Annotated in this window: 21 protein-coding genes, 1 tRNA gene, 1 other RNA gene and 1 pseudogene; 14 read left to right on the forward strand and 10 right to left on the reverse strand. The window is 54.7% G+C overall.

The genetic code is table 11. The annotated features are described in order from the left end of the window. The first annotated feature begins 6 nt into the window (after positions 1-6). Positions 7-438, forward strand: a complete 432-nt coding sequence (gene yiaA / locus AB182_RS26380) for an inner membrane protein YiaA (protein WP_047372653.1) — start codon at positions 7-9, stop codon at positions 436-438. A gap of 32 nt (positions 439-470) precedes the next feature. Here yiaA and AB182_RS26385 read toward each other — a convergent pair whose 3' ends face one another. Then, a complete protein-coding gene (locus AB182_RS26385; protein WP_047372654.1) occupies positions 471-1,466 on the reverse strand; it encodes an acyltransferase in 996 nt (331 codons plus the stop codon). A gap of 176 nt (positions 1,467-1,642) precedes the next feature. Here AB182_RS26385 and AB182_RS26390 point away from each other — a divergent pair, with 176 nt between their 5' ends. The 5 genes and pseudogenes from AB182_RS26390 (at position 1,643) to AB182_RS26410 (ending at position 7,167) form a co-directional block, all read left to right on the forward strand. Then, a complete protein-coding gene (locus tag AB182_RS26390; protein ID WP_172399027.1) occupies positions 1,643-1,948 on the forward strand; it encodes a YsaB family lipoprotein in 306 nt (101 codons plus the stop codon). Positions 1,949-2,053: 105 nt separating this feature from the next. Next, on the forward strand, positions 2,054-2,965 hold the full coding sequence (gene glyQ / locus AB182_RS26395; RefSeq protein ID WP_004126458.1) for a glycine--tRNA ligase subunit alpha: 912 nt from the start codon (positions 2,054-2,056) through the stop codon (positions 2,963-2,965). Between the two features lie 9 nt (positions 2,966-2,974). Beyond that, the gene (gene glyS / locus AB182_RS26400; RefSeq protein ID WP_047372655.1) at positions 2,975-5,044 is read left to right on the forward strand and encodes a glycine--tRNA ligase subunit beta; all 2,070 of its coding nucleotides are present in this window, start codon (positions 2,975-2,977) and stop codon (positions 5,042-5,044) included. Between the two features lie 148 nt (positions 5,045-5,192). Next, positions 5,193-5,393, forward strand: a pseudogene (locus tag AB182_RS32205) (ArsB/NhaD family transporter); the annotation flags it as partial. Positions 5,394-5,547: 154 nt separating this feature from the next. Further along, the gene (locus tag AB182_RS26410; protein ID WP_047372657.1) at positions 5,548-7,167 is read left to right on the forward strand and encodes an ABC-F family ATP-binding cassette domain-containing protein; all 1,620 of its coding nucleotides are present in this window, start codon (positions 5,548-5,550) and stop codon (positions 7,165-7,167) included. 44 nt (positions 7,168-7,211) lie between these two features. On the opposite strand, the gene AB182_RS26415 is transcribed toward AB182_RS26410, so the two are convergent. After that, positions 7,212-7,505: an HTH-type transcriptional regulator gene (locus tag AB182_RS26415; RefSeq protein WP_039080183.1), complete on the reverse strand. Its 294-nt coding sequence runs from the start codon at positions 7,503-7,505 to the stop codon at positions 7,212-7,214. A gap of 366 nt (positions 7,506-7,871) precedes the next feature. Between AB182_RS26415 and AB182_RS26420 the strand changes: the two genes are divergently transcribed. Continuing rightward, positions 7,872-8,582, forward strand: coding sequence for a DUF3053 domain-containing protein (locus AB182_RS26420; protein WP_047372658.1), 711 nt, complete (start codon positions 7,872-7,874; stop codon positions 8,580-8,582). A 63-nt stretch (positions 8,583-8,645) separates the two neighbouring features. Here the strand turns inward: AB182_RS26420 and ghrB are convergent, their stop codons facing one another. The 6 genes from ghrB to AB182_RS26450 form a co-directional block, all read right to left on the reverse strand. Next, positions 8,646-9,620 (reverse strand): glyoxylate/hydroxypyruvate reductase GhrB, encoded by a 975-nt coding sequence (ghrB, locus tag AB182_RS26425; RefSeq protein WP_047372659.1) that lies wholly within the window; start codon positions 9,618-9,620, stop codon positions 8,646-8,648. A gap of 20 nt (positions 9,621-9,640) precedes the next feature. Next, positions 9,641-10,921 carry an MFS transporter gene (locus AB182_RS26430; RefSeq protein ID WP_047372660.1) on the reverse strand — a complete coding sequence of 427 codons (1,281 nt, stop codon included), beginning with the start codon at positions 10,919-10,921 and terminating at the stop codon, positions 9,641-9,643. Positions 10,922-11,128: 207 nt separating this feature from the next. Beyond that, positions 11,129-12,271 (reverse strand): IS481 family transposase, encoded by a 1,143-nt coding sequence (locus AB182_RS26435; RefSeq protein WP_047368912.1) that lies wholly within the window; start codon positions 12,269-12,271, stop codon positions 11,129-11,131. Positions 12,272-12,387: 116 nt separating this feature from the next. Continuing rightward, positions 12,388-13,326, reverse strand: coding sequence for a sugar kinase (locus tag AB182_RS26440; RefSeq protein ID WP_047372661.1), 939 nt, complete (start codon positions 13,324-13,326; stop codon positions 12,388-12,390). 4 nt (positions 13,327-13,330) lie between these two features. Continuing rightward, positions 13,331-14,080 (reverse strand): sugar phosphate isomerase/epimerase family protein, encoded by a 750-nt coding sequence (locus tag AB182_RS26445; RefSeq protein ID WP_047372662.1) that lies wholly within the window; start codon positions 14,078-14,080, stop codon positions 13,331-13,333. Positions 14,081-14,192: 112 nt separating this feature from the next. Beyond that, positions 14,193-15,209 carry a LacI family DNA-binding transcriptional regulator gene (locus tag AB182_RS26450; RefSeq protein WP_047372663.1) on the reverse strand — a complete coding sequence of 339 codons (1,017 nt, stop codon included), beginning with the start codon at positions 15,207-15,209 and terminating at the stop codon, positions 14,193-14,195. A gap of 196 nt (positions 15,210-15,405) precedes the next feature. Here AB182_RS26450 and AB182_RS26455 point away from each other — a divergent pair, with 196 nt between their 5' ends. After that, a complete protein-coding gene (locus AB182_RS26455; RefSeq protein WP_327078459.1) occupies positions 15,406-17,754 on the forward strand; it encodes a molybdopterin guanine dinucleotide-containing S/N-oxide reductase in 2,349 nt (782 codons plus the stop codon). On the opposite strand, the gene AB182_RS26460 is transcribed toward AB182_RS26455, so the two are convergent. Both AB182_RS26460 and tag read right to left on the reverse strand, forming a co-directional pair. Then, positions 17,717-18,163, reverse strand: a complete 447-nt coding sequence (locus AB182_RS26460; protein ID WP_047372665.1) for an N-acetyltransferase — start codon at positions 18,161-18,163, stop codon at positions 17,717-17,719. The genes AB182_RS26455 and AB182_RS26460 overlap by 38 nt on opposite strands. Then, the gene (gene tag, locus AB182_RS26465; protein ID WP_047372666.1) at positions 18,141-18,722 is read right to left on the reverse strand and encodes a DNA-3-methyladenine glycosylase I; all 582 of its coding nucleotides are present in this window, start codon (positions 18,720-18,722) and stop codon (positions 18,141-18,143) included. The genes AB182_RS26460 and tag overlap by 23 nt, the downstream gene beginning before the upstream one ends. Positions 18,723-18,881: 159 nt before the next feature. Between tag and AB182_RS26470 the strand changes: the two genes are divergently transcribed. From AB182_RS26470 to AB182_RS31155, 6 genes are all read left to right on the forward strand, one after another. After that, a complete protein-coding gene (locus AB182_RS26470) occupies positions 18,882-19,571 on the forward strand; it encodes an autotransporter domain-containing protein (RefSeq protein ID WP_047372667.1) in 690 nt (229 codons plus the stop codon). Between the two features lie 243 nt (positions 19,572-19,814). Next, entirely contained in the window at positions 19,815-21,017 is a 1,203-nt protein-coding gene (locus AB182_RS26475; RefSeq protein ID WP_047372668.1) for an L-lactate MFS transporter, read from the forward strand. 127 nt (positions 21,018-21,144) lie between these two features. Continuing rightward, positions 21,145-21,576: an organic hydroperoxide resistance protein gene (locus AB182_RS26480; protein ID WP_047372669.1), complete on the forward strand. Its 432-nt coding sequence runs from the start codon at positions 21,145-21,147 to the stop codon at positions 21,574-21,576. Between the two features lie 214 nt (positions 21,577-21,790). After that, entirely contained in the window at positions 21,791-23,473 is a 1,683-nt protein-coding gene (eptB, locus tag AB182_RS26485) for a kdo(2)-lipid A phosphoethanolamine 7''-transferase (RefSeq protein WP_047372670.1), read from the forward strand. 90 nt (positions 23,474-23,563) lie between these two features. Beyond that, positions 23,564-23,640 (forward strand) — tRNA-Pro (locus AB182_RS26490). 30 nt (positions 23,641-23,670) lie between these two features. Continuing rightward, a non-coding RNA gene (locus tag AB182_RS31155) (RtT sRNA) lies at positions 23,671-23,806 on the forward strand. Positions 23,807-24,649: the final 843 nt, after the last annotated feature.

The raw sequence follows: 24,649 nt of genomic DNA on the forward strand, positions 1-24,649 counted from the left end.
TTATTGATGGAAAAAAACGCAGCACATGTTTCTCCCGCGTTCAATATCGTGTCGTGGGTGGCCCTGATGGGAGGCGTGGCGTCTTATCTGGTGGGCTTGTGGAATGCTGAGATGCAACTGAATGAACGGGGTTATTACTTTGCGGTGCTGCTGCTTGGCCTTTTTGCCGCCGCCTCCTATCAAAAAACAATCAGAGACCGCTATGAAGGCATTCCCACCACGCAGGTTTATTACTTTATGTGCCTGATGACCTTCATCATTTCAATCGGCTTACTGCTTGTCGGACTGTGGAATGCGACATTGCTACTCAGTGAGAAAGGGTTTTACGGTCTGGCCTTCTTTCTTAGTCTGTTTGGTATTGTCGCCGTGCAAAAAAATGTCCGTGATGGCTGGGATAAAACCGAGCCGGAAGTCGTGCCCCCTGAGGTGCAGGAATAATTCATCGCCCGGCGCTGACGGCCGGGCTGCTTTTAGCTCACATACCGGCGTGTATCAATGCGTTGCAGCAGTATCGACAATCCCAGACTGATGAGCAGCGTTGCGGTAAAAATCCACAGGATATCGAGCACTGGCCAGGCCTGAATTTCGACGCCACGGGTTCGCAGCGCATGAATGATCAGGGCATGAAAACCGTAGATTCCCAGTGAGTGGCGGGAAATGATGGCTAATCCCGGCAGCGCCCGCGTACTGAGGGTGTTTTTCACCAGGGTGAACAGGGACATGGCGCAGATAAATACCAGCGGGCCACAATAGACATACCAGGTGTCGGCGAAGTTTCCCCGCCATCTCAGTTCATGCAGGGTACCGCGAGAAATGGCAAACGCGGCGACGACAAACACAATCGCGCTCAGCACCGTAAGCGATTTTTTCTGCGTATCCATCATCCCTAATGCCCGGCCCAGCATGCCATACAACACGTAATAGAACGTGTCGCCATTGATATACAGGTTGATGGGTAACCATTCGAAATGGCCGATTTTTTGCGTCACCGTATTGGGGTTGGCAATAATGCCAATGACAACCATCAGCGCCAGCAGCATCTTCCCGCTCACCTCTTTGACCTGGATGAGCGGCGAGACGAGATAGATAACGATAATCGCAAAGAAAAACCACAGATGATAAAACACCGGTTTTTGTAGCAGGTTTCGGAGCGATAACTCGCCGCTAATCGAGGTAAAAAAGACAATATAGAGAAACGCGAGCGTACTGTAGAACAGCAAACATAAACCGATCCGCAAGAAATGACGCGGTTGGGCGCTGCGTTCGCCAAAAAAGAGATAACCCGAGATCATAAAAAAGAGCGGCACGCTGACGCGAGAAGCGGAATTAAGGAGATTGGCGACCCCCCAGTCGACGGTACTTACGCTGGCTGCGTTAGTCACGTACCAGGCGGTGGTATGGATCATCACCACCATCAAACAGGCGATCCCTCGCAGATTATCAATCCAGTATATTTTCGACGACATCTGTTCCTCAATTTTCCCGTTAAATACCCTCTGACTTACGATTTAAGGCACTTTCTTTCTGGATAAATCCGAGTTTTTCTTGCCTGTACTTGTGATGTTCCGGCAGTTTTGCAAAATTCATTGCTTCGCACTCCTGACTTCTAAAAATAACAGCAGCTTAGCCTGGCGGTAAAAAAATGATGATCAAAAGTATGGTGTCAGCTCTGTTGTTCCTGCTGGTGGCCGGATGCAGCGCGCCACAAGAAATACCTGCGCAACGTGCGCAAAAAGCGAAAGTGAGCCCGGCGCACTCCCTCGAAATGGAACAACTCTGCAAGCAATCTGCGGCGCACCGCTACAATACCGATTCGCAAGATATCGCAGTGACCAGCTTCGAACAGTTTCAGAGTAGCTATGAAATGCGTGGCGTTACCCCCCGGAAGGAAGGTTTTGTCTGCTCTTTTGACCCGGAAGGCCAGTTTTTGCATCTCTCGATGCGCTAGTTCTTCAATTTTCCATAAACAGACCCGTTTCATACTGTATATCTTCCGGTCAGCGGGTATACTGGCCCCTTCCTTTAAATCCACACGTATCCAGCACGAAATCATATGCAAAAGTTTGATACCAGGACCTTCCAGGGCCTGATCCTGACCTTACAGGATTACTGGGCTCGTCAGGGCTGCACCATTGTTCAACCTCTGGACATGGAAGTTGGCGCCGGCACATCTCACCCAATGACCTGCCTGCGTGCATTGGGGCCAGAACCGATGGCGACTGCCTACGTGCAGCCTTCCCGTCGTCCAACCGATGGCCGCTATGGCGAAAACCCGAACCGTTTACAGCACTACTATCAGTTCCAGGTGGTGATTAAACCGTCTCCGGACAACATCCAGGAGCTGTACCTCGGGTCTCTGAAAGAGCTGGGTATGGATCCGACCATCCACGATATCCGTTTCGTGGAAGACAACTGGGAAAACCCGACGCTGGGTGCCTGGGGCCTGGGTTGGGAAGTGTGGCTGAACGGCATGGAAGTGACGCAGTTCACCTACTTCCAGCAGGTCGGTGGTCTGGAATGTAAGCCGGTTACCGGTGAGATCACCTACGGCTTAGAACGTCTGGCGATGTATATTCAGGGCGTAGACAGCGTTTACGACCTGGTCTGGAGCGACGGCCCGCTGGGTAAAACCACTTACGGCGACGTGTTCCATCAGAACGAAGTGGAACAGTCCACCTACAACTTCGAATACGCGGATGTCGACTTCCTGTTCTCCTGCTTCGAGCAGTATGAGAAAGAAGCCCAGCAGTTACTGGCGCTGGAAAACCCGCTGCCGCTGCCTGCATATGAACGTATTCTGAAAGCCGCTCATAGCTTCAACCTGCTGGATGCGCGTAAAGCCATTTCCGTCACCGAGCGTCAGCGCTACATTCTGCGCATTCGCACGCTGACCAAAGCAGTGGCAGAAGCCTATTACGCTTCCCGTGAAGCCCTTGGCTTTCCGATGTGCAACAAGAATAAATAAGAGGCGGCCATGTCTGAGAAAACTTTCCTGGTGGAAATTGGCACCGAAGAGCTGCCACCAAAAGCCCTGCGCAGCCTGGCTGAATCTTTTGCTGCGAACGTGACCGCTGAGCTGGATAACGCTGGCCTGGCGCACGGTAAAATCGAATGGTTTGCCGCGCCGCGCCGTCTGGCGCTGAAAGTGGCGAATCTGGCGGCTTCTCAGCCTGACCGTGAGGTTGAAAAACGCGGTCCGGCGATTGCTCAGGCGTTCGACGCCGAAGGCAAACCAAGCAAAGCGGCAGAAGGCTGGGCGCGTGGTTGTGGTATCACCGTCGATCAGGCTGAGCGTCTGACCACTGACAAAGGTGAATGGCTGCTGTATCGCGCGCATGTGAAAGGCGAGAGCGTCGAGGCACTGCTGCCAGACATGATCGCTACCTCGCTGGCGAAGCTGCCGATCCCGAAACTGATGCGCTGGGGGGCGTCTGACGTCCACTTTGTGCGTCCGGTTCACACCGTGACCCTGCTGCTGGGTGACAAAGTCATTCCCGCCACTATCCTCGGCATCCAGTCCGATCGCGTGATTCGCGGTCACCGCTTTATGGGCGAGCCGGAGTTCACTATCGACAATGCCGATCAGTATCCTCAGATCCTGCTTGAGCGCGGCAAAGTTGTGGCTGATTACGAAGCGCGTAAAGCCAAAATTAAAGCAGACGCTGAAGAAGCAGCGCGTAAGATTGGCGGCAACGCTGACCTGAGCGATAGCCTGCTGGAAGAAGTGACCTCGCTGGTGGAATGGCCGGTAGTGCTGACGGCGAAATTCGAAGAGAAATTCCTCGCGGTGCCTGCCGAAGCGCTGGTCTACACCATGAAGGGCGACCAGAAGTACTTCCCGGTGTATGACAACGCGGGCAAGCTGCTGCCGAACTTTATCTTTGTGGCCAATATTGAGTCGAAAGATCCGGTACAAATCATCTCCGGTAATGAGAAGGTCGTTCGTCCGCGTCTGGCGGACGCCGAGTTCTTCTTCAACACCGACCGTAAAAAACGTCTGGAAGACAACCTGCCGCGTCTGCAAACCGTGCTGTTCCAGCAACAGCTGGGTACGCTGCGCGACAAAACTGACCGTATTCAGGCCCTGGCGGGCTGGATTGCCGCTCAGATTGGCGCTGACGTGAATCACGCCACTCGTGCGGGCCTGCTGTCTAAGTGCGACCTGATGACCAACATGGTCTTCGAGTTCACCGACACACAAGGCGTGATGGGCATGCACTACGCGCGTCACGACGGCGAAGCGGAAGATGTTGCCGTTGCGCTGAATGAGCAGTATCAGCCGCGTTTTGCCGGCGATGACCTGCCGTCTAACCCTGTCGCTTGCGCGCTGGCGATTGCTGACAAGATGGACACCCTTGCCGGTATCTTCGGTATCGGTCAGCATCCGAAAGGCGATAAAGACCCGTTTGCGCTGCGTCGTGCCGCATTGGGCGTGCTGCGTATCATCGTTGAGAAGAACCTCAACCTGGATCTGCAAACGCTGACCGAAGAAGCGGTGCGTCTGTACGGCGACAAGCTGACCAACGCGAAAGTGGTTGATGACGTTATCGACTTTATGCTCGGTCGTTTCCGTGCCTGGTATCAGGACGAAGGCTACACCGTTGACACCATCCAGGCTGTGCTGGCGCGTCGTCCGACCCGCCCGGCAGATTTCGATGCACGCATGAAAGCGGTATCTCATTTCCGTACGCTGGAAGAGGCCTCTGCGCTGGCGGCGGCCAACAAGCGCGTCTCTAATATTCTGGCGAAATCTGACGAGACGCTGAACGACATCGTGCATGCATCCGTACTCAAAGAAGCGGCAGAGATCAAACTGGCGGGCAATCTGGTCGTTCTGCGCGACAAGCTGCAGCCGTACTTTACCGAAGGCCGTTATCAGGAAGCGCTGGTGGAACTGGCATCCCTGCGTGAGCCGGTGGATGAGTTCTTCGAAAACGTGATGGTGAATGCGGAAGATAAAGACGTTCGTCTGAACCGTCTGACGCTGCTGTCAAAACTGCGCGAGTTGTTCCTGCAGGTTGCGGATATTTCCCTGCTGCAGTAAGTGCGTGGCCGATAACGAAAAACCTGCCTTCGGGCAGGTTTTTTTATGCCCGGAGATATTGCTCAGAACAGTCCTTCTGCGGCCTTCATGCTGGAGAGGGGCTATTTTCACGTGTGCCGATAAATTGCGGTATCAAACTAAACATATATTCTTTAAGTGGGCGGCGCTGCACGTTTCACGCTGGGGAAGAGGGAATGACCGTCTGCTGTTTACATGGATTGTATTGCTTGGTTCAGCGGTGGCTGCGCTGTTTGCTAACGATGGTGCGGCCCTGATTTTGACACCGATAGTGATTGCCACCCTGATTATGCTGCATTTGCGGGGTGGGATTTTCAAAAACATTACCCTTGAAATCCCGCCTGCGATACGGCTATCCTTTGCCCCGACGAATCCCTCGTCTCACTGAGGCCGACTGAAAATGGATAAACACACCTGCTGATTTCGAATCCTTGCTTTGCGCATATCGCGAGCAGGGGATGTATTGATTTCACTCAGGAGTGCTTATGGCTCAGTATGCCCAATCCCCTTCATTTATTTTGCATCAGGTCACCTGTCAGTTTGCGACGGGCGTGACGCTTTTTGGCCCGATTTCTCTTTCGCTCGAACCCGCGTTGTGCGGCCTGGTCGGGCGCAACGGCTGTGGTAAAACCCGCTTACTGCGTCTTCTGGCGGGGGTGGATCTCCCTGCATCCGGACATATCGAACGTTTTGGTTCTGTGGCCTACGTTGCTCAACAGCACACCGTATCCCCGTCGACAACGCTGGCTGAATTGCTGGGTTATGACGCGGTTTTTGCCGCGCGTCGACGTATCGAATCGGGTGATTACCTGCCGGAAGATCTTGAACGTCTGGAGGGCTTTTGGGATCTGGAGGAGCGCCTGACGGCGGCTTTTCTGGATGCCGATCTGCCTCCGTTCATCCCGGCGCGGCCTGCGGCAGAATTGAGCGGCGGCGAACGGGTACGCGCGCTGCTGTGCGCCGCGTTGATGACAGACGCCGATTACCTGCTGCTTGATGAACCGACCAACCATCTCGACAGGAAAGGTCGGGAATGGTTTTATGCGCGACTTTCCCGTCGGCAGGGAGGGACGCTGGTTGCCAGCCACGATCGGGAATTACTGTCCCTGATGCCGCGTATTCTCGAATTATCTCCTGCCGGGTTACGGAGCTTCGGCGGCAACTACGCTGACTACCAACGCCAACGCGAAGCTGAACAACAGGCGGCTTACGCCGCGCTGGAGCATGCGGCCACCGAGCGGCGTCGAACCCGACAGCGCCTGCAAAAAGAGCATGATGCAAGCCAGCGACGTTCAGCCCAGACCTTGCGTACTGTCGATACGCTCAACATCGCCTCGTTCGAGCGGGTGAAATACAAAGGGGCAGCGAAGGAGCGAACAGGCACGCTACGTCGACAACATCGTGAACAGAATGAGGCGCTGAATGCCGCAGTTGCACAAGCGCGGGAGAGGGTTGAAGAAGATGCGCCAGTCATGTTTACCCTGCCGGGCAGCCAGGTGGCCGAGGGGAAACAGGTGCTGGTGATGGACAATCTGGTCCTGCCCTATGGCGCGCCGTCTCCCCTCAACTGGCGAATGGACGGGCCGATGCGTGTAGCGATCCGTGGGCCAAACGGTTGTGGAAAATCGACCCTGCTGCGCGTCATGCTCGGAGAAGAAAAACCGCTGGCTGGTGCGTGTCAGGTATCCGTCGCGACGGCATATCTCGACCAGCATCTGTCGCGGCTGGATCTTTCCCTTTCGGTTCTGGCGCACCTTAACGCCGGCGATACGCCGCTGGAGGAGGGGGTACTGCGAACCCGGCTGGCGCAGCTGCACCTGGGGGCCGAAAAAGTGACGTTGCCGCTGGCGGCATTAAGCGGTGGTGAGCGTCTGAAAGCGGCGCTGGCCTGCGTACTCTGGCGTCGTGAGGCGACACAGCTGCTCTTGCTTGATGAACCCACCAACCACCTTGATTTGACCTCGACACAGGCGATTGAACTGGCGCTATCGACCTTTCCGGGCGCCATAGTGGTGGTTTCACATGATGAGGCCTTTCTGCAGGCGTTAAATTTAACGCACCAGATAGAGTGGCGAGGAGAAAAATGGCACTGTGAAAGGAAGTAAGAGGGTATTGACCCCCGTCGTTGCGGGGGTTTTGACAGTCATGCTTATTCCATTAACTGTTTACTGAGCATCGGATTTGAATGGATCAGGCGCATCAGTTTCATTTCGGTTGCTGAAGGGCGAACACGTTTTGATTCCCATTCCTGAACCATTGCCACGCTAACACCCATTGCGCGTGCAAAATCATCGATTTTTAACCCAGTGCCACGTCGTAATTGTTCAAACTCATTGAAAGAATTAGGCTTTTGGGTCAGGGTAACCGCTTGCGCTACATCTTTTTTAAAGACAATCTGTTCCAGACTGCTCAGCAGCTCAAACATCGGATCTTTATATTCCATTGAGAACTCCTCTAAAAACACACAGCGGATAGTGATACAGCACCAGTAAGAATAGTCGCTAAAACCGCTGGCGTGGGGCAGCGACAAGGATATATCGCGAATAAAAAGGCCTTTCATGCTTTTTAGATGCATATTCAAACGTTTCGCTGAACGTTAATTGCTTGATTACGCAAGCCCAGGAATAAATACGTATTTTTTTGTAAATCGTTAGCAAAAAATCGCATGACGAGACGGCGTGAGGTTTGCCTCGTCGTTAATAAGAAAGCATGGAAAAGGGTATCCTGAGACGCCGACCTGGACTATCCTTGTAAGCCGTCAGGCACGCGTGTTTCGTTGTGCGCATTTTTGGGTGAAAGGAGTATTAAAATGGCGACAGGTAAGTCCTGCTCTCGCTGGTTTGCGCCTCTTGCGGCGTTGTTAATGGTAGTTGGCCTGAGTGGGTGTTTTGATAAAGAAGGCGATCAGCGTAAGGCATTTATCGATTTCCTGCAAAATACGGCGATGCGTAGCAGTGAACGTCTTCCCGCGCTGACGGCTGACCAGAAAAAACAATTTGGCCCCTTCGTCTCTGATTACGCCATTCTGTATGGTTATTCCCAGCAGGTGAATCAGGCGATGGATTCTGGTCTGCGTCCGGTGGTAGATAGCGTAAACGCGATTCGCGTACCGCAGGATTATATGACCCAGCGTGAGCCGCTGCGTCAGGCAAATGGTTCTCTCGGCGTGCTGAGTCAGCAATTGCAGAATGCGAAAGTGCAGGCAGATACAGCCCATGCCGGCCTGAAACAGGCGGATGACCTGAAACCGGTCTTCGAGCAGGTTTATTCGAAAGTGGTTACCGCGCCGGCTAACGCGCTGCAACCGCTGATCCCGGCGGCACAGATCTTCACGCAACAGCTGGTACAGGTGGGTGATTTTATTGCTCAGCAGGGTACGCAGGTGAGCTTTGTTGCCAACGGCATCCAGTTCCCGACCTCACAGCAGGCCAGCCAGTATAATGCGCTGATTGGGCCGCTGGCGTCTCAGCATCAGGCGTTTACGCAGGCCTGGACTGCCACGGTGAATGCGACGCAGTAAGCCTGGGATCCCTGAAAAAAAAGAGGCGACATAATCGCCTCTTTTTTGTTTGTGTCGGGAGACTTACTTGATAACCTGCGGATTGACGCAGTTTTTCTCGACGTTGCCATTCAGCGCATCAATGAGATTATCCACCGCGCAGGCGGCCATACCGTAGCGCGTTTCGTGGGTGGCAGAACCAATATGCGGCAGCGCCACCACGTTGGGTAACGTCAGCAGAGGGGAGTCCACTGGCAACGGTTCCTTCTCAAACACATCCAGACCGGCCGCATGAATCTCACCTTTTTTCAGCGCCTCAACGAGGGCTTTTTCATCGACAACCGGGCCGCGACCCGCATTCACAAAAATCGCTGAGGATTTCATGATGGCGAACTTCTCAGCGTTGATCAGGTGATGCGTTTCCTGGGTATATGGCAGGACGAGAACCACATAGTCAGACTCTTTAAGCAGCGTATCGAGATCGCAGTAGCGGGCCTGGAACCGGCTCTCCGCTTCCTGATGCTGGCGGCGCGCATTATAGAGAATTGGCATACCGAAACCAAAGTGCGCGCGCTGCGCCAGCGCCAGACCGATGCGTCCCATGCCTACGATGCCAAGCGTTTTGTGGTGTACGTCAACGCCAAACCAGTCAGGACCAATGCTCTTCGTCCATTCGCCTTTCTTCACTCGTTCCGCCACTTCCACCACCCGACGTGCGGAACTCAGCACCAGCGCCATGATGGTATCGGCCACGGTTTCGGTCAGCACGGTCGGGGTGTGCATCAGCAGAATCTTTTTCGCGTTTAGCGCGTCCACATCAAAGGTGTCGTAACCCACTGAAATGGTCGATGCGGCACGCAGTTTCGGCATCTTTGCCAGCAGTGAAGCGTCTACCTTTTCACTGGAACCCAGCAGGCCTTCGGCACTGGCGAACGCATCGGCATGTTGCTCCACCGTTTCCGGTCGCAGGTTGGCCACCTGTGTGACGGTGAAATGCGCTTCCAGGCGACGTTTCAGATCATCAGGCAATGCTTTGTACAGGATGATGGACGGCTTCATGGGTTCTCCCTCGTTAAGATTCAGGCGTGACGCGCGCCTGCTGGATACGTTTTATTGTTAGCAGGCTTAACAATTAAAGTAAGCCACACGGATGCAAAAAGTGCCACCCCCATAAAAATGTACGAGGCTGCCGGGCTGCCTGTGGCGCCATTGAGGTAGCCAACGAACCAGGAGCCGAAGAAAGAACCGAGCGCGCCCATACTGTTGATAAGCGCCATGGCGCCACCCGCAACGTTACGCGGCAGCATCTCCGGAATAATGGCAAAGAACGGGCCGTAGGGGGCGTACATGGCTGCACCGGCGATCACCAGCAGGGTATAAGAGGCCCAGAAGTGGTTTGCGCCGACAGCCCAGGATCCGATAAAGGCGAAGCCGCCAATCAGCAACAGTGGCCAGACAAACAGCTTACGATTTTGCAGTTTATCCGACGCCCAGGAGGCCAGAATCATCGCAATGGTCGCGGCCAGATACGGGACAGATGAAAGCCAGCCTACTTCGACCATACCGAGGTTGGCCCCGCCGTTGCGGATGATGGAAGGCAGCCACAGTACAAAACCGTAAACGCCAATACTCCAGGCAAAATATTGCATACACAGCAGAATAACGTTACGGGAACGGAAGGCTTCGCCGTAATTACGTACCGCTTTGATACCTTGCTGTTCCTGATCTAACTGTGTTTGCAGGGCTGATTTTTCGTCCTCTGACAGCCAGCCAACCTGAGTCGGTTTGTCACGGACCAGCATCCACCAGGCAAAGGCCCAGATGATGGCGGGAACCCCTTCGATGATGAACATCTCGCGCCAGCCGAGCGCCTGAATCAAATATCCTGAGACCACAGACATCCACAACACGGTGACCGGGTTACCGAGGATCAGGAAGGTGTTGGCGCGTGAACGTTCCGATTTGGTAAACCAACTGCTGATATAGATCAGCATGGCGGGCATGACCGCGGCCTCTACCACGCCGAGAATAAAGCGAATGGCGGCGAGCATGGGGATATTGGTGACCATCCCGGTCAGTGACGCACAGCCACCCCACAGAATCAGGCAGACAAAAATCAGTTTGCGAACACTGCGGCGCTCCGCATAAATCGCGCCGGGGATCTGGAAGAAGAAATAGCCCAGAAAGAACAGCGCCCCGAGAAGGGAAGAGACCCCTTTGGTAATACCTAAGTCGTCGTTGATCCCGGCGGCGGAGGCGAAACTAAAGTTCGCCCGGTCGAGGTAGGCCAGACTGTAAGTGATGAAAACAATCGGCATGATGTAAAGCCAGCGTTTTGCTGCATTTGTCGAGCTTTTCATAATGTTGCCTCTATGGTTGAGGTTTGCGCCGCCTGTTTGTAGGGTCCAGGGTGGCTTTGTGACTTTTAGTGATGGGTTTACCCCCTCACCCTAATCCTCTCCCTCAAGGGAGAGGGGATCAGTCCTGCGATGTATTTCTCCCTCTCCCGCCGGGTGTACGGTCCGGAGACATGGTAGACAGGTGTTCGGGGACATGGTGAACACTTTTTAACACCCTTTCCCCATGATGATCGACCTCTTTTTCAGGTCGATCATCCCCACTTTCGTGCTGTACCACCACACCTCATAGCAGCCATCCTCTGCCGTTTCACGCAGGCCCACATATTCACCCCTGAACGCTTTCCCTGCACTCAGGCTCACTCCTTTTATGCTCAGCTTCCCGCTCACATCCACCTTCCTCACCTGCACGCCCTCATCATAGTCCGGCGGCTGAACCGCCCCGCTGTACTGCCGCGATGACGGCTGATAACGTGACGCCGGGACCCCCATGTCCAGCGCTTCATGTGGACGCTCCAGGTTATAGACCGCGCGCCAGTCGTCGAACACCTGCTGTAACTGGCTGGCGTCCGTGAACCACCGGCCCTGCAGCACTTCGGCCTTCAGGCTGCGGTGAAAACGTTCCAGCTTGCCCTGCGTCTGTGGATGGTAAGGCCGCGAATGCCCCACCCGGATACCCTGGCGCATCAGCCACAGCTCCAGCGCGGTCCAGCTTCCTGTGGTGTCGCCCCAGGGCGCGCCGTTATCCATCGTCATCCGCGCCGGCAGACCGTAACGTTCAAACACCCTCACCAGCTGTTGCCGGACGGTTGTGAGCCGTTCATCAGGACAGTGTGCGAGACAGAGCGAGAACCGGGAATGGTCATCCAGCAGGGTGAGCGGGTGGCAGCGGCCACCGGCAAAAGGAAAGTGACCTTTAAAATCCATCTGCCAGAGCTGGTTGGGCGCGGTGTGTTCGAAGCGTCCGGTGGCAGGAATGCCGGGTGTGCCTCCCGGCAGCAGACCGTGGCGGGCCATCAGGTTGTGCACGGTGCTGAACGCGGGCAGAACGTGTCCGCGGTCCTCAAGCCAGCGCTTAATCTTACGGGCGCCCCAGCGTTCATGGGCGCAGTGGGCCATGCGCAGCAGGTCCGTCACACGGTCATCGGTTCGCCGGGGCGAATGCAGAGGCGCACGGGAACGGTCAGCAAGGCCGGCGGCGCCTTCCTCAGTCCAGCGGCGAAGCCACTTGTAGCCGGTGGACGGCGAAATGTTGAAATGACGGCAGAGTGCCCGGAGGTTCGCCCCGTCCTGCGAGGCGAACAGTACAAACTCAGAACGTAATGACATGGTATCTCTCGCATCCCAGGGCATAAGCGACTCCATAAACGGGTTCTTATGCCTCAGTTGTAAGTGTCCACCATGTCCCCGAACAAGCGTTCACTATGTCTCCGGACTGTACACGGGAGAGGGCTGGGGTGAGGGGGGAATTACTCGCCCAACTCTTCCCGAGTAGGCAGTCCCTCGCTATCCCCTAATACCTGGATGGCAAGCGAGCCAATCTTATTGCCGCGCCGTACGGCCTGGTGCATTGTCTTACCTTCCAGCAGAGCGCTAATCACCCCGACGGCGAAACCATCCCCTGCACCGACGGTATCGACCACGTTATCCACTTTTACCGGGGCGACCGCGCCTTGTTCGCCACTGGCGGTTTTGTACCAGGCGCCATCCGGACCGGTTTTGATCACCACCGCTTTTACGCCACGCTGCAGATAAAAATCAGCGATACCTTCCGGCGACTGCTGTCCGGTCAGGATCACGCCTTCTTTCAACCCCGGTAACACCCAGTCGGCCTGGAAAGCGAGGCGGTTAAGTTTCTCTACCATCTCCGCTTCGCTTTTCCACAGTACCGGGCGCAGATTCGGGTCGAAGGAAATGGTCTTACCCTGTGCTTTCATTGCCGCTGCCGCATGTTCCAGTAGTTCATACGATGTCGCAGAGAGCGCGGCTGCAACGCCGCTCAAATGCAAGTGGCGCGCTTCGTTGAATGCCGCGGCGTGAAAATCCTCCGTTGAAAGGTGGCTGGCCGCCGATCCTTTGCGGAAATACTCTACAATGGGATCGGTTCCATTTTCGGCTTTCGATTTAAGCTGATAGCCCGTTGCGTAGCGCCCATCGACAGTGACACCGCGAGTGTCAATATTCTCTTTTTTCAGCGAGTTAAGAACAAAACGTCCAAAACTGTCATCGCCTACACGGCTGATCCAGCAGACATTCATCCCCAGTCGCGCCAGGCCTGTAGCCACATTCAGCTCCGCGCCCGCAACGCGCTTCACAAAATGTTCTGCATCGGCAAGCTCGCCTATTTCTGTGGCGACAAACATGGCCATGGCTTCGCCAATCGTGATGACATCAAGCGAGTTAGGCATGGCGTTACTCCTCACGTAACAAATCGACGTAGTGACGGGTGACGGCGGTCAGGTCGTCGCCTTCAAGTGGAAACTCAATCCCGCGCGGGGCATCGGGCGGCAGCTGGTTTAACAGGGCAAGCCAGCGTTCATCGGCTTTATCCGGCGCCACGGCGCGATAATTCTCATGGTGTGGGATGGCTGCCTTCACATGAATATAGCTCACCGCAGGGGCCAGAAGATGAGCAGCCGCTTCCGGCGACTCGCCGACCCATACCCAGTTGCCGGTGTCGAAGGTGAGCGTCACCGGTAGCGCCATGACAGAGCAGGCGGCTTTAAAACGCTGCATGGGCGCCAGTTGCCCGCATTCGGTCTGGTCGTTTTCTACTACCAACGCCATCCCGCTCTCGTCGAGCCAGCCACGTAAGGTTTCCAGCACGTCTTTACGCTGATAATGACCGAGTGAGACTTTGAGCCACAGCGCCTTGAGCGTGCGCGCTTCTTCAAGCAGAGCAGGCAGGTGCGGGTTCAGGGAGCCATCTTCCAGGCACAAGGCTTGTGGCGCCGAGTAGCAGGCCAGTAAACGGTGGGCTTCGATGGTGGCAGCAAGCGTTGGCAGGCTGCTCAATTCTTTATCGCTTAACAGTTCGCGGCGTATCTCCACGCCGTCTGCGCCTGCGTTGGCAATCAGCGGCAGGACGGCGCACTGGCCGCCCATCGCGTTAATTTGTTCGCTGCCATAGGCGGCGGTGACAACGATGATTTTTCTTTTCATCTTCCGGCTTCCCAGGAGTTAAAGACAATTTGCTTGTCTTTAACGCTAGATGGAACCGGTTCCAAAGAAAAGCGCGGTGCATCGAATTTATGATCGTCATCACGAAGGTTAATTATCGCGCAGTTGAACCGCGCACGATGAGCTCCCCGGAAAAGACCCGCTCGCGGACGGTATCGCTATTGCCTTCGATACGCTCAACGACTTGTTCTACAGCGGCATAGCCGATTTGCCAGGTCGGCTGTTTGAGAGTGGTTATGCCCACACCGGCCAGCTCAGCCCATTCCAGCTCATCAAAGCCAAGCAGGCCGATATCGCTACCCCAGTGCAGACCGATACGTTTTAGTGAGCGGGCGACCTGCAGCGTCAGTGCGCCGTTGGCGGAAATAACGGCTTTACGCATCCCGCGATGGCTGGCGTGAAACTGGCGTAGCACGTTATCAATCTGGCTGCTTTCATGCAGCGGCGTTTCGGCGTTTTCGGCCACCGTGCCGGGGTAGCGGGCAAGCGTTGCGCGAAAGGCGTTCAGGCGTTCCCGGCGCGTATTCACCGTTCCCAGCGGTTCGCTCAGAAACAGCAACGCTTCAAAGCCCTGTTCAATCAGGTGCTCGGTGGCGGTGGTGGCGGCCTGGGTATTGTCTAACCCTACGACATCACAGGCAAAATCGGGGATCTTGCGGTCAATCAGCACCATGGGCAGAGAAGATTGCTGCAGCCGGTTGAGCCCCTCTTCGCGCATCCCGACCGCATTCACCACGATGCCCTCCACCTGATAGCTACGCAGCAGGTCCAGGTAGTGCAGCTCCTGATCGACTTCGTTGTTGGTATTACAAACCAGCGGGGTGAAGCCCTTTTCCCGACAGGCTGCCTCAATACCGCTCAGCACATGCACGGAATAGGGGTTGGTGATATCCGCGATAATCAGGCCAATCAGGCGGGTACGACCATGCTTGAGATTGCGCGCCATCAGGCTGGGACGGTAATCGAGTTCGGCAATGGCATGTTCGATCCGCGCCAGCAATGCATCCGACAGAAGATGTTTTTCACCGTTCAGATAGCGTGAAATGCTGGTTTTGCCCGTTTTTGCCGCTTTCGCGACATCGCTTATCGTCGGGCGCGTCGTTTTCGCCATAAGTGCTTCCCTCGCGGTAGTTGTGAGACCACACGATAGCGCGAAAATCCGCACTGGCAAGGGGGAACATACCGCTTATCGCCTTCTGCGTGGCTATCATGCCGTTTAATTCTTTGCCAATTCGCCGCGCGTGTGGATGATAGAGCGCGACATTGATTATTTCACAAGACAGCGAGATGACGCTGTCGCCACCTGCATGCATCAGGAGCGCGCTTTGGCAAACTCTGCAGTTAAAACAGTTCTTACGGCAGCCCACTGGGGGCCGATGTTGGTAGAAACCGACGGCGAAACGGTGCTCTCTTCACGCGGGGCGCTTCCCACCAATCACCCTAACTCTCTGCAAACGGTGGTGCGCGACCAGGTCCACAGTAAAACCCGCGTCCGTTTCCCGATGGTACGTAAAGGCTTCCTGGCGTCTCCGGACAGCCCGCAGGGCGTTCGCGGAGAGGATGAGTTTGTCCGCGTCTCCTGGGATGATGCGCTCGCCCTCATCCATCAGCAGCACAAACGGATTCGTGAGGCACATGGTCCGGCATCCATTTTCGCCGGATCTTACGGTTGGCGGTCGAACGGTGTGCTGCATAAAGCGGCGACACTGTTGCAGCGTTATATGAGCCTTGCCGGTGGCTATACCGGCCATCTGGGGGACTACTCTACCGGCGCGGCGCAGGCGATCATGCCGTATGTGGTCGGCGGCAACGAGGTGTATCAACAACAAACCAGCTGGCCGTTAGTTCTGGAGCACACCGATGTGGTGGTGCTGTGGAGCGCTAACCCACTAAACACGCTGAAAATCGCGTGGAACGCCTCCGATGAGCAGGGTATCGGCTATTTCGATGCTTTACGCAAAAGCGGCAAACGTCTGATCTGCATCGATCCGATGCGATCGGAGACGGTCGATTTCTTTGGCGAGAGCGTGGAGTGGTTAGCGCCGCATATGGGCACTGATGTGGCGATGATGCTCGGTATCGCCCATACACTGGTGGAAAATGGCTGGCAGGATGAGGCTTTCCTCGCGCGCTGCACGGAAGGCTATAGCGTCTTTGCCGACTACCTGACCGGGAAAAGCGACGGCGTGGCGAAAACGGCAGAGTGGGCAGCGGATATTTGCGGTATTCCGGCGGCGAAAATTCGCGATCTGGCAAAACTTTTCCACGAAAATACCACCATGTTGATGTCCGGCTGGGGAATGCAGCGCCAGCAGTTTGGCGAGCAGAAACACTGGATGCTGGTGACGCTGGCGGCGATGCTGGGCCAGATTGGCATCCCCGGCGGCGGCTTTGGCCTGTCGTATCATTTTGCCAATGGCGGTAACCCCACGCGCCGGGCGGCGGTACTGGCATCCATGCAGGGTTGCGTAAAAGACGGTATTGAGGCGGTCGAAAAAATCCCCGTGGCGCGCATTATTGAAGCGCTGGAAAAACCGGGAGCGTTCTATCAGCACAATGGTATGGATCGACACTTCCCGGAGATTAAGTTTATCTGGTGGGCAGGTGGCGCCAACTTTACCCACCATCAGGATACTAACCGGCTGATACGCGCCTGGCAGAAGCCGGAACTGGTCGTCATTTCCGAGTGTTTCTGGACCGCCGCCGCAAAGCACGCGGATATCGTACTGCCTGCCACCACATCGTTTGAACGTAACGATATGACTATGACGGGCGATTACAGCAACCAGCATCTGGTGCCGATGAAGCGTGTGGTTCCCCCGCGCGATGAAGCGCGTGACGATTTCGAGGTGTTCGCCGATCTCAGCGAGCTTTGGGAGCCGGGCGGACGCGAGCGCTTTACAGAAGGGAAGAGCGATCTGGCGTGGCTGGAAACCTTCTACGACATCGCCCGACAGCGCGGCGCGAGCCAGCAGGTTACGTTGCCGCCGTTTGCCGAGTTCTGGGAAGCGAATGCCCTGATTGAAATGCCAGAAAGCGAAGAGAATGCCCGCTTTGTACGCTTCGCTGATTTCCGTCGTGACCCGCAGGCGCATCCGCTCAAAACCGACAGTGGCAAAATTGAAATCTACTCGGCGCGCATTGCCGGTTTTGGTTATGCCGACTGCCCGCCGCATCCAATGTGGCTTGAGCCGGATGAATGGCATGGCAACGCCCGACCGGAGCAGTTGCAGCTTCTTTCCGCTCACCCTGCGCATCGTCTGCACAGCCAGCTTAACTATTCGTCACTTCGCGAGCAGTATGCAGTGGCGGGGCGCGAACCGGTGACGCTGCATCCGCGCGACGCGAAAGCGCGCGGTATTGCTGATGGCGACCTGGTCCGCGTCTGGAACCAACGCGGACAGGTGCTGGCTGGCGCGGTGGTCAGCGAAGGGATCAAACCCGGCGTGATTTGCATCCACCAGGGTGCATGGCCGGACCTTGAGCGCGCTGAAGGGGGGATCTGTAAAAACGGCGCGGTTAATGTGCTGACAAAAGATCTCCCCAGCTCAAAGCTGGGGAATGGCTGTGCGGGGAATACCGCACTGGTATGGATGGAAAAATACAGCGGTCCGGCGCTTACGCTGACGGCGTTTGACCCGCCTGCCAGTTCATGATCCAAGTCGGGTGCTGCGTCTCTTCCTGCCAGGCGCTGTCTTCTATGCGAAAGCCCTGCGCGTGATAGAACTTCACCGCCCGCTCGTTTTTCTGATACACCTCCAGGCTTAAGGCATTAAAGCGCTGCTTGACATGGTCAAGCAGCGCGGTGCCGATCCCTTTGCGTAGCGCCTTCGGGCAGACGAACAATGCCCCGATATACTGTGAATCCATCACGCTGACAAAACCGTACAGCTTACCTTCTTCCTCCCAGACCCAGGTACGGGCCGACGGGAGGTAAACTTCGCGCACCAGCATCTCGCTGTCTTGCCAGTACGTTTGCGCAATAAACGGGTGCGCGTAGGTGGTGCTTTCAAGCCACAGGCGCAACAGAGGAGATAAATCTTTACTGTGCCACTCGCGGATCATGCCGGCCTCCGGGATGACAGAAACAGCCTGTAATATGGTCATTAACCAGACCGCAGGCTTGCATAAAGGAGTAGCAGATGGTGGTGCCGACAAATTTGAAGCCGCGTTTCTTTAACGCTTTTGAAAGCGCGTCGGAGGCGGGCGTTGAGGTGGGGATATCACCGAGTGCGGCGGCCTGGGTAATTTGCGGTTCGTTATCGACAAACGACCAGACAAACGGGGCAAAAGGTTCGCCATTTTGCTCCATGGCAAGCCAGGCGCGGGCGTTGCCGATAATCGCCTCAATTTTGCCGCGATGGCGAATAATCCCGGCATCCAGCACCAGGCGCTCGACATCATCCGGCCCCATCGCGGCCACTTTTTCAGGATCGAACTGATGGAAGGCATTACGGTAGTTTTCGCGTTTTTTAAGCACCGTAATCCATGATAAACCGGCCTGTTGTCCTTCAAGACAGATCATTTCAAACAGCTTTTTACCGTCCATTTGCGGGACACCCCATTCTTCATCGTGATAAGCCAGATAAAGCGGGTCTTGAGTCACCCAACCACAACGCTGCATATCCTTCTCCGTTGCTGATGTTGATCAAAATTATGTATGTTGCAGGCTTGACGTGCCTGCGAAAAAGATAATAGTTAGGTAAGGGATATCTACCCTCGCCTTTGCCCAACAAAAACGATAACAATTACGCCGGTTTGGCTCTTTTGTGGAGTCGCATTGATGAAAATTAAATACAGTGGCCGTTTGATAGCGGTAGTGCCTGCTTGTCTGCTTTTCAGCCATTCGGCATTTGCCTGGCAACAAGAATATATCGCGATCGATTCGCAAAATAATATGCCGCAACGCTATACATGGGATAGCGATCACCAGCCGCGTTATAACGATATCCTGGAAGAACGCATTCGCTCAGCGCAGAGTGGGCCTGGCGTTGCCTTTAATCTGCCAGATAAAACGCCGATGGATGCCGTCAGTACAATGAGTATTGGCCTGAATATTCCATTATCAACGAATGTGATGACCGGGCCGGTGGCAGTCTGGCATTACGACGGTTCAACGACGTCAATGTACAATGAATTTGGCGACAGCGCGACTTCACCGCAATATAGCGATCCGCTCTGGCACGCAACCGTCAGTTCACTGGGATGGCGCGTGGATAGCCATATGGGTGACTTTCGTCCATGGGCGCAAATTAGTTACAACCAACAGTTCGGTGAAAACGTCTGGAAATCGCAATCCGGGCTGAGCCGTCTGACCGCCGCGAACCAGTACGGCAACTGGCTGGATGTGTCCGTCGGCGCCGATATGCTGCTTAATCAACATTTTGCCGCTTATGCTTCCATGTCACAGTCGGAAAACTGGATAACCGGGCCAAATTACCTCTATAGCATGGGGGTTAGCGCGCGTTTTTAAGAACATCTAATACAAAATTATCACAATTAAGAAACAATAAGCACGCGCTCTGCATTGATAGTATGTACTAACTTACCCGATAAATTGTGGCGACCCCGTTTTCCGTAATGTCATTCATTCCTGCCTGAATGCATTTCATTCCCCGCTTACTGCATTTCATGCCTTTTTAGCCCTGGCATGAAATGCGCTTCGTTATGGTTGTCAGCAGTGAATTCCCTTAATTTCCTCTGCAGGACAACTGCCATGAATACATCATCCTTGAATCGCACACGCTGGCTCACGCTGGCTGGCACCATCATCACACAATTTGCGTTGGGATCTGTTTATACCTGGAGCCTGTTTAATAGTGCGCTGGCAGATAAGCTGGGCGAGCCGGTAAGTCAGGTTGCGTTTTCATTTGGTCTGTTAAGCCTCGGGCTGGCGTTATCCTCCTCTGTGGCCGGGAAACTGCAGGAACGTTTTGGCGTGAAACGCGTGACCATAGCCTCTGGCGTTCTGCTGGGAATCGGCTTCTTCCTGACTGCTCACGCCAGCAGCCTGACCATGCTGTGGCTGAGCGCGGGCGTGCTTGTGGGTCTCGCAGATGGCGCCGGATACCTGCTTACCCTTTCCAACTGTGTGAAATGGTTCCCGGAGCGTAAAGGACTGATTTCTGCTTTCTCCATCGGGGCTTATGGCCTGGGCAGTCTGGGTTTTAAATTCATCGATAGCCACCTGCTGGCCACCGTTGGCCTGGAACCGACTTTCATGATCTGGGGAGCGATGACGCTGGTGATGATTGTTTGCGGCGCGACGCTGATGACTGACGCGCCGCAACAGAAAACAACCACGGTCAATGGCGTGGTGGAAAATGATTTCACGCTGGCGCAGTCCATGCGTAAACCACAATACTGGATGCTGGCGGTGATGTTCCTGACCGCCTGTATGAGTGGTTTGTATGTGATTGGGGTAGCGAAAGACATTGCCCAGGGCATGGTGCATCTGGACGTGGCAACGGCCGCTAATGCGGTAACGGTTATCTCTATTGCGAATCTGAGCGGCCGTCTGGTGCTGGGCATTCTGTCCGACAAAATCGCCCGTATTCGTGTTATTACGATTGGCCAGGTGATTTCACTGGTTGGGATGGCAGCCCTGCTGTTTGCGCCACTGAATGCGGTTTCCTTTTTCGCAGCGATTGCCTGCGTGGCCTTTAACTTCGGCGGCACCATTACCGTATTCCCGTCGCTGGTCAGCGAATTCTTTGGTCTGAATAACCTGGCGAAAAACTACGGTGTGATTTACTTAGGCTTTGGTATCGGCAGTATTTGCGGTTCGATTATCGCTTCGCTGTTTGGCGGCTTCTATGTCACCTTCTGCGTCATTTTCGCTCTGCTGATTGTCTCTCTGGCACTGTCCACGACCATCCGTCAACCGCAGCGCAGCGTTTATAAACCGGCGCACGCCTGATTCCTTCCTGTCTTCGAAAACGCCGCCGTCAGGCGGCTTTTTTATTACCCTTATGTGCCCCTTTACCGGGACTCTCTTTGGTAGCGGCTATCCTTAATAGCAGGTCTTCCAACAGAAGGAGTCGCGTATGTCATTAGAAAAAGTCGTGTATCGGGCGAAGGCGAAAGCCACCGGAGGCCGCGATGGCAGAGCTGTCTCGTCCGATGGCGTTCTGGATGTAAAACTGGGCGTGCCAAAAGAGATGGGCGGCGCCGGTGGGGAGGTGACGAACCCGGAGCAACTGTTCGCCGCCGGGTATTCCGCCTGTTTTCTCGGGGCGCTAAAACATGTCGCGTCGGTGGAAAAACAGCGCCTACCGCAAGAGGCTTATATTGAGGGTACAGTCGGTATTGGGCCTTTGCCGACCGGGTTTGGTATTGAAGCGCAACTGGATATTCACCTGCCGGGAATGGATCATCAGATAGCGCAGGAACTGGTGAAAAAAGCCCATATAGTTTGCCCTTATTCCAACGCTACCCGCGGCAATATTGACGTTAAACTGAACGTGATCACCGCCTGAATACTATTCATGGGGTGATTAACCTATTTCCGGTTATATATTTTTGTAAATGTATGACCGGATCACAACTCAGACAGACACTTTTTCCCACCCTTGTGGTCTACTTATCCGCGCTTAAGAAGTTCCTCAATTAACTTCCCTTGCGTTTAATGCCCGATCGGCGCTGCTATGCGCGCTGAGCGGTGCTGTTTTCCCTTTTTCCAGGGTTGCTTGCATGAGTTATATAAAAACGATGACTCAGCAGAAACTGAGTTTTCTGCTGGCGTTGTATATTGGCTTGTTTATGAATAGCGCAGTTTTCTACCGTCGGTTTGATGGTTATGCGCAAGCGTTCACCGTCTGGAAAGGACTCTCTGCGGTTGTCGAACTGGTTGCCACTGTCCTGGCGACTTTCTTTTTATTACGTGTGCTCTCATTATTCGGACGCCGTGCCTGGCGTGTACTGGCATCGCTGGTGGTGCTGTTTTCAGCAGCGGCCAGCTATTACATGACTTTCCTGAATGTGGTGATTGGCTATGGCATTATCGCTTCGGTGATGACCACTGACATCGATCTCTCCAAAGAGGTGGTGGGCTGGCAACTCTTTGCCTGGGTGGCGATTGTCAGCGTGATGCCGTTGTTGTCTATCTGGAATAACCGCTGTCGCTATACCCTGTTACGTCAGTTGCGTACCCGTGGTCACCGTATGCAGAGTGTGGCGCTGGTGGTGATGGCCGCGCTGCTGGTTTGGGGGCCAATCCGCCTGCTGGATCTGCAGCAAAAGGAAGAAGAACGGACCTCAGGCGTGGACATGCCGAGCTATGGCGGCGTGGTCGCGAACTCCTATCTGCCTTCCAACTGGCTTTCTGCGCTGGGTTTGTACGCCTGGGCGCAGGTGGACGAGTCGTCGGATCATCGCTCCTTGTTCAACCCGGCGGCGAAATTCAGCTATGTCGCGCCGGACGACATCAATGACACTTATGTGGTGTTTATCATCGGTGAAACAACCCGCTGGGATCACATGGGGTTACTCGGTTACTCGCGTAATACCACGCCTAAGCTTGCACAGGAGAAGAACCTGGTCGCTTTCCGGGGTTACTCATGTGATACCGCCACCAAGCTGTCGTTGCGTTGTATGTTTGTACGTGAAGGCGGGGCGGAGGATAATCCCCAGCGCACGATAAAAGAGCAGAACGTCTTCTCCGTGCTCAAACAGATGGGCTTCTCTTCCGATCTGTATGCGATGCAAAGCGAGATGTGGTTTTACAGCAACACAATGGCAGACAACATTGCCTATCGTGAACAGATTGGTGCGGAACCGCGTAACCGGGGTAAGAACGTTGACGATATGCTGTTAATTGATGAGTTACACCATTCGCTCGATAGCAACAAGCAGGGCAAGCATCTCATTATCCTGCATACCAAAGGTTCGCACTTCAACTATACCCAGCGTTATCCGCGTAGCTTCGCACAGTGGACGCCGGAGTGTGTAGGGGTGGACGATAAATGCAGTAAAGAAGAGTTGATTAATTCGTACGATAACTCTGTCACCTATGTGGACTATTTTATCGACAGCGTGATCGACAAACTGCGCGATAAAAAAGCCATCATCTTCTATGCGGCAGACCACGGTGAGTCGATTAATGAGAAGGAACATTTGCACGGTACGCCGCGTAAGATGGCGCCGCCGGAGCAGTTCCGCGTACCGATGATGGTGTGGATGTCAGACAAATATCTGCAAAACCCGGATAAGGCAAAGATGTTTGCGCAGCTGAAACAACAAGCGGATATGAAGGTGCCGCGCCGGCATGTTGAACTGTACGACACCATTATGGGTTGCCTGGGATATACCTCGCCAAACGGCGGGATTAATGAAAATAACAACTGGTGCCATCTGCCTTCCGACAAGGTAAATTGAGGCACTGGCGGCTTTCTCGCCAGTCAGTTGGCTTTTTTACATTAAGGGATTGACGGTCGGGGTGTGTGGCAGTAAGATGCGCCCCGCATTCGGTGATTGGCGCAGCCTGGTAGCGCACTTCGTTCGGGACGAAGGGGTCGGAGGTTCGAATCCTCTATCACCGACCAAATTCGAAAAGCCTGCTCAACGAGCAGGCTTTTTTGCATCTGCGCCAGAGAGGATGAGAACCTCCGGGGGCAGGGAGGTTCGACCCGAGCGAAGCGAGAGAACGTTGCGTTAGCAACGGCCCGCAGGGCGAGCCACGCAGTGGCGAGTTATCTCTGGCACCGACCAAATTCGAAAAGCCTGCTCAACGAGCAGGCTTTTTTGCATCTGGGGTTTTGTAGCCCTGGCAAGCAAAGCGCCGCCGGGGGGGAAAATGCGGCTCTGGTGGTCATTCCGTTCACCTGATGTTCTCTGCTTTTCTATAGCGACAGAACCCGTGAACGTGCCAGGGTGGCTCACCGCCACCACCCTGGCGACCCGGGCTCCCGGCAAAGAAAATCGCCGCTGGCGCGCCATTATTCGCCCCATCCCTGGGGCTCACCCCTGCGGGGCTAGCGCAAGCGCTATTCAAAATTGCTCCCGGCAATTTTGTCGTCTTATGCCGTCTGACTTTCGGGTCAGGGACCAGCCTGCGTCCTTGCAGGCTATCCCCTCCGCCCGCTTCCCTGCGGGCGGCCCCGGTCAGCCGTCAACGCCTCATTGATTTTCAGCCGGACCCTGTCATCGCTGTAACTGTTTCGTTCTCATTACGCGGTGTCATCGCTGTAAAACGAAATAGTACTGGGGATCCCTCTCCCTCAAGGGAGAGGGGGAAAGTTAGTGTTCGCCTGGTGTTTTGTATGGCGGCAGATACCCGCCATTTTATGCTGGCGCGCACCGAACCGATCTCCTGGCTCCCTGGAAAGAAGGTTAGGGGAAAACCATCCGCTTCTGTTACCGTTCCATAACCTTATTTCACCCTGCCGCGTCACGGTTTTGTGACATAATCCATTGTATTTTTTTATATATAGTTCGATCTTTTTTCGCGTTGCTTATGGATAGGGTTAGCATTTTACGCTGTGCGTTTTAACGTTCGCGGTATTAATCGCTCATATATTCAGCATTCTGCAAGAAATTTTTCATAATCTGCTC

The sequence above is a fragment of the Phytobacter ursingii genome (assembly GCF_001022135.1).
GTDB lineage: Bacteria > Pseudomonadota > Gammaproteobacteria > Enterobacterales > Enterobacteriaceae > Phytobacter > Phytobacter ursingii.